This window comes from Corynebacterium sp. NPDC060344 (assembly GCF_042725215.1).
Lineage (GTDB): Bacteria > Actinomycetota > Actinomycetes > Mycobacteriales > Mycobacteriaceae > Corynebacterium.
In genome coordinates this window covers 534,929-550,221 of sequence record NZ_JBHXCS010000001.1, presented here as the reverse complement: position 1 = coordinate 550,221, position 15,293 = coordinate 534,929, and the positions used below count along the sequence as shown (strand labels likewise).

16 protein-coding genes are annotated in these 15,293 nt (G+C 70.3%); 9 read left to right on the top strand and 7 right to left on the bottom strand.

Translation table 11 applies throughout. The annotated features are described in order from the left end of the window. The first annotated feature begins 6 nt into the window (after window positions 1-6). Genes mshB through dapC form a run of 4 tightly spaced genes read left to right on the top strand, consistent with a single transcriptional unit; the run spans window position 7 to window position 3,039 of the window. A complete protein-coding gene (mshB, locus tag ACFWGD_RS02440; protein WP_377776907.1) occupies window positions 7-1,041 on the top strand; it encodes an N-acetyl-1-D-myo-inositol-2-amino-2-deoxy-alpha-D-glucopyranoside deacetylase in 1,035 nt (344 codons plus the stop codon). Then, window positions 1,038-1,487, top strand: a complete 450-nt coding sequence (locus ACFWGD_RS02435) for a hypothetical protein (protein WP_377776906.1) — start codon at window positions 1,038-1,040, stop codon at window positions 1,485-1,487. Before mshB ends, ACFWGD_RS02435 begins: the two co-directional genes overlap by 4 nt. Window positions 1,488-1,542: 55 nt before the next feature. Next, window positions 1,543-1,866: a ferredoxin gene (gene fdxA, locus ACFWGD_RS02430; protein ID WP_120983078.1), complete on the top strand. Its 324-nt coding sequence runs from the start codon at window positions 1,543-1,545 to the stop codon at window positions 1,864-1,866. A 6-nt stretch (window positions 1,867-1,872) separates the two neighbouring features. Next, window positions 1,873-3,039, top strand: a complete 1,167-nt coding sequence (gene dapC / locus ACFWGD_RS02425) for a succinyldiaminopimelate transaminase (RefSeq protein WP_377776905.1) — start codon at window positions 1,873-1,875, stop codon at window positions 3,037-3,039. 478 nt (window positions 3,040-3,517) lie between these two features. On the opposite strand, the gene ACFWGD_RS02420 is transcribed toward dapC, so the two are convergent. From ACFWGD_RS02420 to ACFWGD_RS02405, 4 genes are all read right to left on the bottom strand, one after another. Beyond that, window positions 3,518-4,582, bottom strand: coding sequence for a hypothetical protein (locus ACFWGD_RS02420; protein WP_377776904.1), 1,065 nt, complete (start codon window positions 4,580-4,582; stop codon window positions 3,518-3,520). A gap of 186 nt (window positions 4,583-4,768) precedes the next feature. After that, window positions 4,769-5,248 carry a hypothetical protein gene (locus tag ACFWGD_RS02415; RefSeq protein WP_377776903.1) on the bottom strand — a complete coding sequence of 160 codons (480 nt, stop codon included), beginning with the start codon at window positions 5,246-5,248 and terminating at the stop codon, window positions 4,769-4,771. Between the two features lie 3 nt (window positions 5,249-5,251). Continuing rightward, window positions 5,252-5,479 (bottom strand): helix-turn-helix transcriptional regulator, encoded by a 228-nt coding sequence (locus ACFWGD_RS02410; RefSeq protein WP_377776902.1) that lies wholly within the window; start codon window positions 5,477-5,479, stop codon window positions 5,252-5,254. Between the two features lie 164 nt (window positions 5,480-5,643). Further along, window positions 5,644-5,928: a hypothetical protein gene (locus tag ACFWGD_RS02405; protein ID WP_377776901.1), complete on the bottom strand. Its 285-nt coding sequence runs from the start codon at window positions 5,926-5,928 to the stop codon at window positions 5,644-5,646. Window positions 5,929-5,958: 30 nt separating this feature from the next. Here ACFWGD_RS02405 and ACFWGD_RS02400 point away from each other — a divergent pair, with 30 nt between their 5' ends. Continuing rightward, window positions 5,959-7,053, top strand: a complete 1,095-nt coding sequence (locus ACFWGD_RS02400) for a pseudouridine synthase (RefSeq protein ID WP_377776900.1) — start codon at window positions 5,959-5,961, stop codon at window positions 7,051-7,053. A gap of 231 nt (window positions 7,054-7,284) precedes the next feature. Next, on the top strand, window positions 7,285-8,241 hold the full coding sequence (locus tag ACFWGD_RS02395; protein ID WP_377776899.1) for a cutinase family protein: 957 nt from the start codon (window positions 7,285-7,287) through the stop codon (window positions 8,239-8,241). Between the two features lie 222 nt (window positions 8,242-8,463). Here the strand turns inward: ACFWGD_RS02395 and dapD are convergent, their stop codons facing one another. The 3 genes from dapD to ACFWGD_RS02380 form a co-directional block, all read right to left on the bottom strand. Next, window positions 8,464-9,435 carry a 2,3,4,5-tetrahydropyridine-2,6-dicarboxylate N-succinyltransferase gene (gene dapD, locus ACFWGD_RS02390; RefSeq protein ID WP_377776898.1) on the bottom strand — a complete coding sequence of 324 codons (972 nt, stop codon included), beginning with the start codon at window positions 9,433-9,435 and terminating at the stop codon, window positions 8,464-8,466. A 226-nt stretch (window positions 9,436-9,661) separates the two neighbouring features. Then, entirely contained in the window at window positions 9,662-11,110 is a 1,449-nt protein-coding gene (locus tag ACFWGD_RS02385; protein WP_377776897.1) for an amino acid permease, read from the bottom strand. A 60-nt stretch (window positions 11,111-11,170) separates the two neighbouring features. Then, window positions 11,171-12,097 carry a DapH/DapD/GlmU-related protein gene (locus ACFWGD_RS02380; RefSeq protein ID WP_377776896.1) on the bottom strand — a complete coding sequence of 309 codons (927 nt, stop codon included), beginning with the start codon at window positions 12,095-12,097 and terminating at the stop codon, window positions 11,171-11,173. A 121-nt stretch (window positions 12,098-12,218) separates the two neighbouring features. On the opposite strand from ACFWGD_RS02380, the gene ACFWGD_RS02375 reads away from it, so the two are divergent. From ACFWGD_RS02375 to ACFWGD_RS02365, 3 genes are read left to right on the top strand one after another with little or no spacing between them, the layout of a single operon-like run. Next, window positions 12,219-13,247, top strand: a complete 1,029-nt coding sequence (locus tag ACFWGD_RS02375) for a hypothetical protein (protein WP_377776895.1) — start codon at window positions 12,219-12,221, stop codon at window positions 13,245-13,247. After that, window positions 13,201-14,391 carry a succinyl-diaminopimelate desuccinylase gene (dapE, locus tag ACFWGD_RS02370; protein ID WP_377776894.1) on the top strand — a complete coding sequence of 397 codons (1,191 nt, stop codon included), beginning with the start codon at window positions 13,201-13,203 and terminating at the stop codon, window positions 14,389-14,391. The genes ACFWGD_RS02375 and dapE overlap by 47 nt, the downstream gene beginning before the upstream one ends. 35 nt (window positions 14,392-14,426) lie before the next feature. Continuing rightward, a complete protein-coding gene (locus tag ACFWGD_RS02365) occupies window positions 14,427-15,275 on the top strand; it encodes a TIGR00730 family Rossman fold protein (RefSeq protein WP_377776893.1) in 849 nt (282 codons plus the stop codon). The last annotated feature ends 18 nt before the right edge of the window (window positions 15,276-15,293 follow it).

The window sequence follows — 15,293 nt, the reverse complement described above, 5'->3', positions numbered from 1 at the left end:
GCCGACATGGCCAACCCGGCCGACCTGGCGCGCGACCTGACAGGGCTGCGCGTCGCGCTTGTGCACGCGCACCCGGACGATGAGGCGATCACCACCGGCGGCACGATCGCGCAGCTGGTGCGGCGCGGCGCCGACGTGACGGTGGTGACGTGCACGCTCGGCGAACTCGGCGAGGTCATCGGCGAGCCGTACCAGGGGCTCGTCGGCGGCGAATCCGATCAGCTCGGCGGTTTCCGCGTCCATGAGCTCCACGCCGCGCTGGCCGCACTGGGCTGCAACGGCCCCGGTCACGCGCCCGTGCATCTCGGCGGGGCGGGGCGGTGGCGCGATTCGGGCATGGTCGGCGACCCCGGCAACGACGACGAGCGGGCGTTCATCGGCTCCGGCGACGAGGCCTTGGGCCACCTGATCGGCGTGCTCGGCGCGCTGCGGCCGCACGTCGTGATCACCTACGACGCCGACGGCGGCTACGGCCACCCCGACCACATCCGCGCCCATGAGCTCACCGTCGCCGCGTGCGAGCGGCTGCGCGCGGAGGCCGGCGACGGCGACGAGTCCCTGTGGGCGACCATGTGGACCGTCACCGACGACGACGCCCTGCGCGCCGGCCTCGCCGCCATCGCCGTGGTGCCCGCGGCGTGGACCCGGGCGGGCTTCGACGACCTTCCCTCGGTCGCCTCCGACTTCGCCATCTCGCTTTCCGACGCCGACCTCGCCGCCAAGACGGCCTCCCTCCGGGCCCACGCCACCCAGGTGTGGGTCGGGGACGGCGGCGTCGGCATGGTCAACCCGCGCGCCGCGATCGGCGCCGTCGACGACTCCGGGGATGCCGTCGGCGTGTGGGCGCTGTCGAACCTCATCTGCCAGCCGATCACGCCCGCCGAGCACTACCGGTTGGGCACTGTGGGCCGCGATCTCGCCGCCGTGCTTGCGGGGGAGAAGGCGTGGGGCGGGTCTGCGCGCGCCGCCGGTGCCGCCGCACCCGCCTTTGACTCTGCCGCGCCCGCCGATTCCGCATCGTCCAAGGACGGCGCCCGATGAAGGGAGGGGCCGGGGGCGGGGACGTGACCGTCGAAAAGCACTGGGGCGACCCGGACCGCAGCCAAGTCCGCGAGGACATCGGCCGCGGGGAAATGGTCACCGGCATCGCCTGGCTGACCGTGGCGGCGCTGGTGTCGCTCGTGCTCGAGGTCGTGTACCTGGGCGCGCGCGTCGACGTCGGCGGCATGTCGATCCCCGTGCCGTGGACGATCGCGGCGGGATACGTATTTAATCTCATAATCACTCGGACGGCGATGCTGTGGACCCCGAACCGTAATATCGCCCTGGTGCCCATGTGGGCGTGGATCGCCGGCTACGTCTTCCTGTGGATCTGGACCGGCCTGCCGTTCGGCGGCGACCAGGTCCTCGGCGAAACCATCCGCAGCGTGGCCCTGCTCATCGCCGGCATCGTCGGGGGCGGTTGGCCGCTCCGGCACCGCAAGTGACACAATGGGCTGGTTACAACCAGCCCCGCATTCGTGAAAGGCCGTTTCCCAAGCCATGACTTACGTGATCGCCCAGCCCTGCGTAGACGTGATGGACCGCGCCTGCGTGGAGGAATGCCCCGTCGACTGCATCTACGAGGGCAAGCGGATGCTGTACATCCACCCCGACGAGTGCGTCGACTGCGGCGCCTGCGAGCCCGTCTGCCCCGTCGAGGCCATCTTCTACGAGGATGACGTGCCCGACGAGTGGGTCGAGTACACCGACGCCAACGTCGACTGGTTCGACGAGCTCGGCTCGCCCGGCGGCGCCGCGAAGCTCGGCCCGCAGGACTTCGACGTCAAGTTCATCGCCGAGCTGCCGCCGCAGGCCGAGGACTAGAAGCGCATGACCCTGCCCCCGCAGTACCGCCCGCGCACCACGCCCGCCGAGCGCCTGCCCGCGTTCCCGTGGGATTCCCTGGCCGATGCGAAGGCGAAGGCGGCGGCGCACGAGGACGGGTTGATCGACCTGTCCATCGGCACGCCGGTCGACGAGGTGTTCGCGTCGGCGCGCGACGGTTTGGCCGCGGCGTCGGCGGCGCCGGGGTACCCGCAGACGGCGGGGACGCCGGAGCTGCGGGCGGCGATCGCGGGGGCGATGGAGCGCCGCCATGGCGTGGCGGGCCTGTCGGCCGACCGCGGCGTGCTGCCGGTGGTGGGCACGAAGGAGGCCATCGCGTGGCTGCCGTTCCTGCTCGGTGCGGGCGAGGGGCACACGGTGGTGATCCCGGAGCTGTCCTACCCGACGTACGAGGTCGGCGCGCGGATGGCCGGGGCGACCGTGGTGCGCGCGGATTCGCTGACGCAGCTGGGGCCGTCGCGGCCGACGCTGATGTACGTCAATTCGCCGGGCAATCCGTCGGGGCGGGTGCTCGGCGTCGATCACCTGCGCAAGGTGGTCGAGTGGGCGCGGGAGCGCGGCGTCATCGTGGTGTCCGACGAGTGCTACCTGGGGTTGGACTGGGAGCTCGAGGCCCCGTCGATCCTCGATCCGCGCGTGTGCGACGGTGATTTCACGGGACTGTTGGCGGTGCATTCGCTGTCGAAGATCGCGAACATGGCGTCCTACCGCGCGGGTTGGATCTGCGGCGATGAGTCGCTGGTCCAGGACCTGCTTGCTTTGCGACGCCACGCCGGCCTCATGGTCCCCGGCCCCATGCAGGGCGCGATGGTGGCGTCGCTTGACGACGACCACGCCGCCTCCATCCAGCGTTCCCGCTACCAGCGGCGCCGGGCGGTGCTGCGTGAGGCCGTGGAGCGCGCCGGTTTCCGCGTCGACGACTCCGACGGCGGCCTCTACCTGTGGGCGACCCGTGATGGGGCCGCTGCAGATCAGGGGCCCGCCACCGGTTCCGTCGAAACGTGCCGTGACCTGGTCGATTGGTTCGCCGAACGCGGCATCCTGGTCGCGCCCGGCGAGTTCTACGGGCCGAAGGGAGTGCGGCACGTCCGCATTGGCCTGACGGCGTCGGATGAGGCGATCGACGTCGCCGCCGGCCGCCTCCGCGCCTAGCTGTACCCGGCGAGGAGGTTCTCACTTCGGGTCGGCGGCCATCGGCAGCACCCGCCTCTCCCACACTCGGCCCGTGACCCACGTCCCGCGCAGTAGTGCCCGCTCCGTTTGAGGGAAAGGCCCTGAACGGCTATCGGGCCCTCGAGGTGGTCGCCGAACCGTCGTAAAGCTTCGGTGGTCCCGCCCCATCTCGGCGCGCATCATCCCGGCCGCCCTTGAATCGTGCCCATCCGCCTCGCTGCAGTTGGGCCGCACTCCGGATGCGCCCCCCTCGGCACATCCGCCCCAGTAATTGACTTGGCGCTTTCATGCACACCTTTCGTGACTCGTACCGCCGTAAAACCCCAGGACCCGGCCGCTAGAGAGTCACAAAAGGTGTGTACGAAACCCTGAGCTTCAATCGTCTGCCGATTCGAGCTCGGCGTGGGCGGTGGAGGGCGGTGATCCTTGAGGTGGCAGGTGCCGGGCGAATGGCCGGTCAACGACGGCGAGATCGGAAGTTCTCGCGGACCCGAGCGGGCAACTTCTCATGGTCCCGGAAATACTCGCCGGTGAACTGGGAACCCGCGACCTCCAGAAAACGGCGACGCCTTTCCGCTCGATCGCAGACCAGCCGGCGCGCGGAATCACCGACGACCATCGGCCACGTCAACTGGACGACATCGATGCCGACGTTGATCAGCTGCCTGACCTGCATGTTCTCGTAGGTCGAAATTGTATCGCCGTCACCATATCTGCCGTCGTACTTCTTCTTGCCGTGGAACTGGATGACGGTTTCGAGGCACGGATGAAAGAAGTCCACCCTGCCGATCGGCATGCTGCCGGGCCCGACGATCCACACCTGTTGCAGCCATCCGTCGATCCCGGTCTGGTGGATCACCCACTTCGTGAGCGATTCCGCCGCGCTTTCCGACTGATCCGACGCCAGCATGACGACCTCCGCGGTCAAAGCGGCACCTGCGACGCGGGCCTTCAGGAGTCTGGCGACGCCGCGTGCGAGACCGCCCCGCCCACCTCGTTCCCGCACGACGTGGTCTGCGGCGGCCATCGCTTGACCCGGTCCGATGCGGCGGCCGAGGTCATGGACGATGTCGATGTCGGCGCTGACCCGCACTCCGCCGACGGTGATCCAGCGGCCATGCCGGGAGAGTGGTCGAATGATGCGGGCGGCGTTGACGTTGGTCGCTCGACTGGGACCGGGGCGCCCGAGCTCCACCAGTTCGGGGACCTCCGCGTCGGGATCGTCGAGCAGTGGGATGTCGAGCACCCGGGCGGCACTGACTCCGGTCAGCACCAGATCGGGGTTCGCCAGCCCGTACGCGAGGCACGTGAGCCGCCGGCGGTCCCGCCAGCTCGCGTTTTCCCACTCCACCGAGGGAATCGCCACCGCCGGTGCGAGCCGAATGAGTCGCCCCGCACGGCACTCCCGGCTCAGATGGGCCCGACCGGCGGCCCCGTTCGCGTGCATCAGATTCTCGTCGGTCCTGCGGATCCCCTGGATGGTCGCTGTCGTGGTCGCGTCCGTGTTTTCGTTTTCCCCCATGCCCCATTGGACGCGGGCGGGCGCGGATCGGTTCCGCCGGATTTGGCGCGGGTGTCCCCGCCGGTGCACGGCGTAGCGGGGCCGGCCTTCGCTTGACGTCGAACCCCTCCCCACGCCATCGGGCGCGGAGAGGGGGAAGGGGTCGGGGACGGGCCGTCGTAAAGCGGAGTGCCGGCAGGGCCTCGATCAGTCGTCGCCGAGCTCGGCGTCGAGGCGCTCGATGTCCTTGCGGCGGCCGCGCTTGGTGGACCACGCGCTGATCATGTAGCCGATGATTCCGCCGAAGACGCCGCCCGACACGAGCCCCGCGGCCGTCGCGGAGCTGGCATGCGGGTCGTTGTATTGCATTCCGCCGAGCCACAGGCCGAGGGCCACGATGATGATGGCGATTTCGGCCGGCGTCGGCTTCAGCAGCTTCGGCCGAGGTGCCTTGCGCTTCATCCAGCCGGTGGCCGCCAGGACGGCGGCGATCATGGGCACGAGCACCATGGTCGGCGCCAGGTTCTTGTCCGGCGGCACGATCCACGCCATGGCGGCCGCGACGAAAACGTAGCCGTAGCTGGCGATGTGATAGCCGATGGTGTTCGACCGGTGCATGAGGTTGGCCTGGTACTCGTCCTCGACGGTGGCGTCGTAGCGGGCGATGAGGGTGTCTCCGTAGCTCATTTTTCATCCTTCCTGTTCGTCGCCGAAGACCTGCTCGACGGTTTTGCCCAGTTCCGCGCAGATGGCCAGCGCCAGGTGCACGGAGGGGGAGTAGTTGCCGCGTTCGATGTTGGCGATGGTCTGCCGCGACACCGAGACCCGTTCGGCGAGTTCGGCCTGCGACAGTTCGTTCCAGCGGCGGTATTTGCGGACCATGTTGGTCAGTTCCGGTGTTTCGCCGTTCTGCGTCATCGCCCACCTCCGTCCTTGTCGCCGTGCTCATCTTTCATGTCTCAGTGTAAAGGATGCTTGTCATTGCGGCAAGGGGTTTTCACGACGAAAGCCCGGGCGCCAAGGCCCGGGCTCGATGTCGCGTGCGGTCGTCGCCGCTTCGCGGTCGCTTTACGACGGTCGCATCAGCGGCCCGCCCGATTCCTCGCTCGGCGCTCGCGGATCATCGAGTTGACGGCCATGCCGATGAGCACGACGCCCACGACCACGCCGACCAACCCGACGATCGCAGCCCACAGCGGCCGCCCCTCGACGACGGTCGGCAGTCCGCCGAACACCACGATGAGCAGGACGCCGGCGACGATGCGCACGCTGTACGCCGTCGACGAGGCGGTGGCGGGATTGGCCTCGGACTGCGGGGTCTGCGGCGCGTGGCGTTCGGAGCGGTTCGCGGGGGTGGCGGCGTTCATGCCGTCAGGATACGGCAGGATGGCGGAAGGATGATCGGCGAACGTCGGCACCGCCGCGCCTCCGCGGCGGCGCGGGCAGACGAGGAGCGTGTCTCGATGGGCAGGGCGGCGGGCAACCGCGACGACTGGTGGGGAGCCGATAAGCGAACCGGCAAGCGCTCCGGTGACGGATCCGGCGCGGGCGCTTCGCTGGCCGGGTCGATGGACGCCGCGCCCGGGACCGGAACCGCCGACCCCGCGGCCGGCCCCTCCGCCGACTCGGGCGACTCCGCCGCCGCCCACGCCGAACCGGAGATCCCGTTCGGCCCGGTCGTGGTGGCCGAGGAGGCCGGGGCGCTGGTCGTCGACAAGCCTCCCTTCCTGCCGTCGACGCCCAACGGCCGCCTGGTGCGCAACACGGTGCTGCAGCGGTTGCGCGATCGGTTCGGGGAGCCGGATCTGACGTGCGTCCACCGGCTCGACCGTCTGACGTCGGGGCTGCTGCTCGTGTCGCGAGAGCCCGCCACGCGCGGCGCCTACCAGCGTCTATTCCAAGATGGGCGGGTGCGCAAGACGTACGAGGCCCTCACCGTCGTCCCCGATGATTGGGCGCCCGGCGAGTCGCGCGACGTCGTCGTCGAGCTGGCCAACGTCGACGGCGAGCGCGGCGTCCGGGTCCGCGATCCATTGCTTGACGACGTCCCCCCGCCTCCCCATCCGACCGACATCCCCGCAGAAATCCCGGCAGAGATCCCCGCAGAGATCCCCGCACACCTCTGGCGCACCGCGACGACGCGCGTGACCTACCTGGGCATGGTCGCGGCGGACATCGGCGACGTGCTGCCGGGCGCGGGCCACGGCGCGACCTGCGGCTGCGGCACGTGCGGCACGCGGATGTCGGTGGGAAAGTGGCGCCTCGAGCCGTCGACGGGCCGCACGCACCAGCTCCGCGCGACGCTGGCGCACCTCGGCTACCCGATCCTCGGCGACGACACGTACCCCGACGATCTCGGGCTCGACCTGGGCAACATCACGCGGGTCCTGCGGTTGGTCGCCACGGAATTGCTTTACGACGACCCCCTCGACGGCTCGCCCCGCCACTTCCGCTCGGCCCGTGACGTGGCCGATCCGCTGGCGTGGCCGTAGTGGGGGGCCCGGAGGAATGGCGGTCGGTGGAGGACTAACCTTTTAGGCAGCGAAAGTTGTTCGGCCGAGGAGATGCCAATGAAGAACAAGGGTGCGCGCCGGGTATCGACGGCGCTGGCCTCGGTGGTCGTGGCGATGACAGCGATGTCTTCTGGCGGTGCCTCCGGCTTCGCAACTGTGGCAGCTGCCGAGCCCGTCGTTTCGGGGGGAGTTCCGGCTCCGGTTGGCTCATTGACGTTCCCGGATTCGGCCGGATCGTCGGCCTCCGGGGGAAACACGGACGGGGCCGCGGCCGGCACCGTCGACAGCCCCCTCATTCCGCCCGCGGCGTGGGACCGCGCCGAGTACGTCATCGGCCGGATCTCCGGCAAGGAGCTGGGCATCGCCGCGATTGACCGCCGCGAATGCACGCCGATCACGGCCATCCACATCCCGGGCAGCGGCGAGACCAACGAGCAGCGCGACCCCGACGTCCCGCACGGCCGCGTCGTCGCCAGATTGGGCGCCGACCTGACCGCGGAGTTCGGCGACGACGTCCGCAATCTCTACCTGCCGTATGTGTCGGATGCGTTCTTGACCACGTCGTACAAGTCCTCGGCCGCCGCGGGGCTCGGCCGCTTCGTCGAGCTCGTCGCCGCCGTCGACGACGCCTGCCCCGGGACCGATTTCGTGTTCACCGGGTACTCGCAGGGCGCGGACATCCTCAATGCCTGGGTGGCGGGCGGGGCGTCGTCGCTGATCCCCGATCGCGTGAAGGCGATGGCGCTGTTCGGCAACCCCCGCCGCGGCGCCGACGTCGCCGTCGCGCACGGCACCGCGCCCGCCGATTCCACGGGTATCTTCGGCCCGCACGAGGGCTCGTGGGGCGTCTTCGCCGACCGCATCTTCGACTCGTGCAACACCGGCGACCTGTGGTGCGACTCGACCCCGGCACTGCGGCGCATCGGGCCGTCCATCATGTCGGCGTCGCTCAACCCCAAGGACGCGGCCGGCGCCCGCGATGCCGCCGCGGCAATCGTCGGGCCGGAGGGGATGGCCGATGCGGACACCCGCACCGCCGTCGAAGCGCTGGTGAGGTTCCTGCTGTCGCAGTCCCACGACCACGTCCAGTACGAGAACGACCTCGGCGGCGCCCCCTCCGCCCGCGCCGAGGCACGGCAATTCCTCGTCGAGCGGATCAACAGCTAGCGCCCGCTCTTGCGGCGAGAGCGCGCCGCCGACCCGGGCACGACAGCTAACCCACCCCGAATGGCCTAACCCACCCGCTATAACGGGCCTTTTTCGCCATTCGGGGTGGGTTAACCGGGGAGGGTGTGGCGCCAGTTCGTGTCCGGCGCCGGTTTCCGCGCCCGGCTTCCTCGCGCCCGCGCCCCCGCCAGCTCTTGTGCAGGGCCAGCTCTCGCGCCCCCGCTAGTTCTTGTGCAGGTCCTCGTTGAGCTTGACGCGCTCGGCGGCCCACGGCACGACCTCGACCTCGCCGGTCTGGGAGTTGCGGCGGAACAGCATGTTGGAGCCGCCGGACAGTTCGGCGGCCTTGCGGTGCTTGCGCACGCCGTCGAGCAGCACCGTGCATTTGGTGCCGGCGGTGACGTAGAGGCCGGCTTCGACGACGCAGTCGTCGCCAAGCGAAATGCCCACGCCCGCGTTGGCGCCGAGCAGGCAGCGCTCGCCGACGGAAATGGTCTGGGTGCCGCCGCCGGACAGGGTGCCCATGATCGACGCGCCGCCGCCGACGTCGGAGCCGTCGCCGACGATGACGCCGGCGGAAATGCGGCCCTCCACCATGGAGCTGCCGAGGGTGCCGGCGTTGAAGTTGACGAAGCCCTCGTGCATCACCGTCGTGCCCTCCGCCAGGTGGGCGCCCAGGCGCACGCGGTCGGCGTCGCCGATGCGCACGCCGGTGGGCAGCACGTAGTCGATCATGCGGGGGAACTTGTCCACGGAGTACACGGTCAGCGGGCCGCGGCCGAGCAGCTTCGCGCGCACGACGTCGAAGTTCTCCGTCGAGCAGGGCCCGTAGTTGGTCCACACGACGTTGGCCAGCAGGCCGAACACGCCGTCGAGGTTGACGCCGTGCGGCTGCACCAGGCGGTGGGACAGCAGGTGCAGGCGCAGGTAGGCGTCGTAGGCGTCGACGGGAGCCTGGTCGAAGTCGGCGATGTCGGTGCGCACGCCGACGCGGTGGACGCCGCGGTCGGCGTCCTCGCCGATGAGGTGGGCGAAGAAATCGCAGGAATCCGGCAGGTCGTCGGGCGCCATGAGGCTGGTGCCGGTCTCGCCGTTGCCGTCGAGCTCGGGGCAGGGGAACCAGACGTCCAGGACGGTGCCGTCCGAGGCCAGGCTGGCCAGTCCGTAAGAGTGTGCTCCTCGTGTCATGCGCATAACCGTACCCCCCGCGCCGGAGGCCGTCGCGGGGGGTTTGTTACGTTCACGTTTCGCGGGTGTGTGCGGGGTCACATTGCTTTGCGACGCCCACGCCCACCCCGTTCACCGGGACTTTCGGGTGCAGCGTGCTCGATGCTGCCCAGTGGATGCTGCCCGGTGAATGCTGCCCGGTGAATGCTGCCCGGTAATCAGTACTCCGTGGGTGGATCTCGGTGGGTGCCGCTCAGTGGTGCACGCCGTCGACCGGGGTCTGGTCGGCGTTGTCGCGGGCGCGGGCGCGCGACTTCGAGGTGAGGCCGGCGAGGACGGCGAGGAAGAAGCACACCGCGATGACGGCGTAGACCTGCTGGCGGGCGACCTCGTCGAAAAGCATCATGACGGTGAGCCCGAGGATCATGAACACCGCCAGCCACGACAGCCACGGGTAGCCCGGCAGGCGGACGGTGAGTTCGCCGTTGGCCTCCATGCGCGGGCGCAGCTTGATCTGCGACAGGGCGATGACCAGCCAAATGACCAGCAGGCAGCCGCCGACCGCGTTGAGCAGGAACACCAGCACGCTCGAGCCGTCGAAGACGACCTGGATGCCCACCGACAGGAAGGCGAAGACCATGGACATGATCACGGCCTTGTACGGCACGGCCTGCGAGTTCATCGCCGTGAACAGCTTCGGGGCCTCGCCGCGGCGCGACATCGAGTACACCAGGCGCGACGTGGCGTAGATCTGCGCGTTGAACGCGGACAGCAGCGCCAGGACGATGACGGCCTCCATGAAGCCGACGACGCCCGGCAGGCCCGCCTGCTGCAGCACCATGGTGAACGGCGACTCGGCGGCGGTGTCGGCGCCGCCGATCTGGGCGTAGGGCAGCAGCATGATGATGATGAGCACGCAGCCGATGTAGAACACGCCGATGCGCACGATGATCGAGCGCACCGCCGAGGCGATGGAGCGCTTCGGGTCATCGGACTCGGCGGCGGCGATGGTGACGATCTCGATGCCGCCGAACGCGAAGGCCACGGCCAGCAGGCCAGCGGCGACGCCGGAGAAGCCGTTGGGCAGGAAGCCGGACTCCTGGATGTGCTCCGTGCCCACGAACGTCGTGCCCGGCAGCAGGCCCAGCACCAGCAGGGTGCCGATGGCCAGGAAGCCGATGATGACGGCGACCTTGATGAAGGCGAACCAGAACTCGAACTCGCCGAAGCCGCGGACCTTGGCCAGGTTGACGAAGGCGAAGAACACCACGCACACCAGGCCGGGGATCCAGCCCGGGATTCCCCACCACGCGCCCATGATCGCGCCGGCGCCGGTGATCTCGGCGCCGAGGACCATGATCAGCATGAACCAGTACAGCCAGCCGAGCACGAAGCCGGCGCTGCGGCCGAACGCCATCTCGGCGTAGGTGGAAAACGCGCCGGAGGCGGGGCGGGCGGCGGCCATCTCGCCGAGCATCGTCATCACCAGGACGACGATGACGCCGGCGGCGAGATACGACAGGAGGACGCCGGGACCGGCGGCGTTGATGCCGACGCCGGTGCCCAGGAACAGCCCCGCGCCGATGGCGGAGCCCAGGCCCATCATGGTCAGGTGGCGGACTTTGAGTCCCGTGCCGAGGTGCGCGTCGTCGGAGGCCTCCGGCACGCTCTCGTCGACCCGGGACAGTGGGGAATTGGTCATGGATGGGACATTACTCGCCGCCATCCGGGCTTATTCACCCCGGCCACCGCGCCGCGGCGGCTACACCTCGGTGGGCTTCATGCACACCGCGGCGTAGTCCGGGTGGCGGAAGAAGTGCATTCGGTCGCGGCCGTTGAGCTCCCACGCCGAGACGCGGCGCCCTTCGTCGAGAAGCTCGATGGGGGAGTCCTTGTCGATGAGGATGTTCTTGTCGATCACGCAGTCATCGCCCAGATCGACGCCCACGGTGCCGGCGGAGACGCCGATGGTGCAGCGGCGGCCGACGGTCAGCGGGATGCGGCGGCCGCGTTCGTCGTGGCGGGCGATGACGGTGCCGGCCAGGCCGATGGTCGTGTACTCGCCGAGCACGACGCCCGAGGACATGCGGCCCTCGATCTTGCAGGGGCCCAGCGACCCGGAGTTGAGGGAGACGAAGCCCTCGCGCAGCACCGTGGTGCCCGGCGCCAAGTACGCGCCCAGCCGCACGCGCTCGGCCTCGGCGATGCGCACGCCCGACGGCACGACGTAGTCGACCATCCGCGGCATGCGGTCGATGGAATAGACGTGGATCAGACCGCGCATGCGCAGGTTGGTGCGCAGGGCCTCGAAGTTGTCCGGCTGGCACGGGCCCTTGTTGGTCCAGGCGACGATGTTGAGCTCGTCGAACACCTCCGCCATCTGGATCGAATGCGGGGTGACGATGCGGTGTGACAACAGGTGCAGGCGCAGGTACGCGTCGTGGGAATCGACCGGGGGCTGCGACAGGTCGGCGATGCTGGTGCGCACCGCCACCTGCTCGACCCGGCGGTCCTCGTCGAGGAGCACCTGGCGCAGCAGCTGCGGCGTGAGGTCCTGCGCGCCGAGGCGGCGGGTGCCGGATTCGGTGATGGTGTCGTCGAGCTGGGGGTTGGGATACCACGTGTCCAGGACGGTGCCGTCCATGGCAATGTTCGCGATACCCGTGGCCGAGGCACCTGTCGTCATCATGGCTCCGATACTATCCGCTGGCGACGGGCCCCTCGACCGCGCGGTCGGGCAGCACGCCTTCTCGCCCGCGCTCCGCCATCCGATGCCCCATTGCTCGACGTCCCAGTCCCCGGAGGTCCCCGTGCCCGGCAGCCCTTCCCGCCCCGAATCCCGCACCCCTTCCCGTTCCACTCCCCGCACCCCTTCCCGTTCCACTCCCCGCAGCGCCGCGCTGCTGGCCCGCTCGGATCTGCCGCGCGCGGCGAAGGGCGCGATCGCGGCGGCGCAGGCGCTGGGCCCGGCGGCGCTGGTCGCGCTGGTCGCGGGCATCGTCGCGGTGTTCCTGGGCTGGCCGTTGGTGGCGTGGACGGCGGTCATCGTCATGCTGGCGTGGTGCGTGTGCTGGGGCGTGTTCGCCGGCGTCGCGGCCGGGAAGTGGGCTCTGCTCGCCGCCATCGCCTCGGCCGCGCCGGGCGCGTGGGCGCTTGCCGCCGGGCTGACGGGGACGACGGCTCCGGGGTTGCCGGCCATGATCGGCGCGCTGCTGCTGGGGCTGGCCGCGGGGCTGGTCGGGGGCGTTGCGGTGAGGGCGTCGTGGGACCGTCGCCAAGCAGACCGCGATCGTCGCCTGGCCGCCCTTCCGGATTGGGCCCGCGATGAGCTCGGCGATGCCGCCGACCGCCTCGACCCCGACTTCCGCCGCGATCCGGGCCCGGCCATCGCCAGCAACCATTCCGATCCCGCCGTGCGCCTGCTCGCCGCGGTGTGCCGCCCGCTGCCCGGGTCGACGATCCTGGCCGGCGAGCCCGCGGTGGCCGTCAATGGCTCGCGCGTCGCCGTCGTCGCGTGGGGCCCGCGCCTCGACCGCGCCGACGCCGCGCCGCCCCTGCCGCCGCTGCCGGAGGGCGCGACGGCCCGGGTGTTCGTCTTGCGCGAGGGCACGGAGCTGGAATCGCTTGACGACGATCCGGCGCGCGAGTTCGGCGGCGACACCGAGGGCATCGACATCATCGCCACCGAACCTCAGGAACTGGCCGCGCACCTCGGCGCGGGCACCCCGCCGGACGGCGACGCCTGCCACGGCATCGCCGCCGACCTGCACGCCCGGGTGCTCGACGCGCTGGATGGCTACCCTGGGTCTGGTGAACGCCAGATTTCCCGACCCCGCTGATGACCCCCGCGACGTCCTGGACCTGCTCGCGGACCCCGTCGATCTGACGGCGGCGCTCATCGACGTCCCCAGCGTCTCCCGCGACGAAGCGCGGTTGGCCGATGCCGTGGAGGCGGCGCTGCGGGGCGTCGCAAAGCAGATCCCGGAGTCCCAGCCGGCGGTGACCGTGGAGCGCATCGGCGACAACATCGTCGCCCGCACGCACCGTGGCCTGCCGCAGCGCGTGATCCTCGCCGGGCACCTGGACACCGTGCCCATCGCCGACAACGTGCCGTCGACGAGGGGCCGGGATGCGCAGGGCAGGGACACGCTCTTCGGCTGCGGCGCCGTCGACATGAAGAGCGGCGACGCCTGCTACCTGCACGCCTTCGCCACGCTCGCGGGCTCGGAGGAGCTGCAGCGGGACCTGACGCTGATCATGTACGCCTGTGAGGAAATCGCCGGCGAGTTCAACGGCCTGGGCCACCTCGCCGAGAGCCACCCCGAGCTGCTCTCCGGCGACGTCGCGCTGCTGGGCGAGCCCTCCGGCAACGTCATCGAAGCCGGCTGCCAGGGCTCCATCCGCGTCAAGGTCACCGCCCGCGGCACCCGCGCCCACTCCGCCCGCGCCTGGCTCGGCGACAACGCCGCCCACCGCCTGACCGGGGTGCTGTCCCGCGTCGCCGCGTACTCCGCCGGGACTGCGGACATCGACGGCCTGACTTACCGTGAGGGAATGCAGGTCGTCCATCTCGAAGCCGGCGTGGCCACGAACACGGTGCCCGACGAGGCATGGGCCTACGTCAACTTCCGCTTCGCCCCCGACCGCACCACCGACGACGCCATGGAGCACTTCATGGGTGTGCTGGCCATCGACGATCCGCTCATCGAGGTCGAGGTCGACGACGTCAGCCCCGGCGCCCTACCCGGCCTCGACCGGCCCGCCGCCGCCGAGCTCGTCGCGGTGGCCGGGGGAGAGGCCAAGCCCAAGTACGGCTGGACCGACGTGTCGCGCTTCGCCGCACTGGGCATGCCCGCCGTCAACTTCGGCCCCGGAGACCCCGCCTACTGCCACAAGCGCGATGAGCAGATCCCCGTGGAGATGATCACGAGGCTTTCCGGCGATCTGCTGCGCTACCTGACCACCGCGCCGGCGTCGTCGTAAAGCGACGACCAATCAACCGAGGAGACCACGCAACCATGGCCCCCCACCGCACCCCGTCCCCCGACCGCAAGCGACAGATCCGCGGGCCGCTGATCGTCCGCGACGGCGACGGGACCGACCACAACCGGTCGACCACCGACCGGCGGCTGCTCGACCCGCACCAGAACACCGACTGGCTGCACACCGACACCTGGCGCGTCATGCGCATCCAGTCGGAGTTCGTCGACGGGTTCGGGGCGCTGGCGGAGATCCCCAAGGCCATCACCGTCTTCGGGTCCGCGCGCATGCCGGAGGACAACCCGTACTACGTCCAGGGCTGCGAGCTCGGCCGCGCCATCGTCGAGGCCGGGTACGCGTGCATCACCGGCGGCGGGCCCGGCCTCATGGAGGCTCCCAACCGCGGCGCCCACGACGCCGGCGGGCTGTCGGTGGGCCTGGGCATCGAGCTGCCGCACGAGCAGGGAATCAACGACTGGGTCGACCTGGGCCTGAACTTCCGGTACTTCTTCGTGCGCAAGACCATGTTCCTGAAGTACTCGCAGGCGTTCATCGGGCTGCCCGGCGGCTTCGGCACCCTCGACGAGCTGTTCGAGGTCCTGGTCATGGTGCAGACCGGCAAGGTCACCCGCTTCCCCGTGGTGCTGCTGGGCACCGAGTTCTGGGGCGGGCTCATCGACTGGATCCGCGGCCGCGTGCTGGCCGAGGGCATGATCTCGCCCGAGGACATGGACCTGTTCCTGGTCACCGACTCCATCGACGAGGCCATCGAGTTCATCGTCTCCGCCCACGAGGGCCAGGAGCGCGACCGCCGCGAGGAAGCCGCGCGCCGGGCCGTCGCCCGCGCCCACCGCGACGGCGACCAGGGGCTGCTGGACCGCCGGTGAACCAGTTCGACGGGGCCC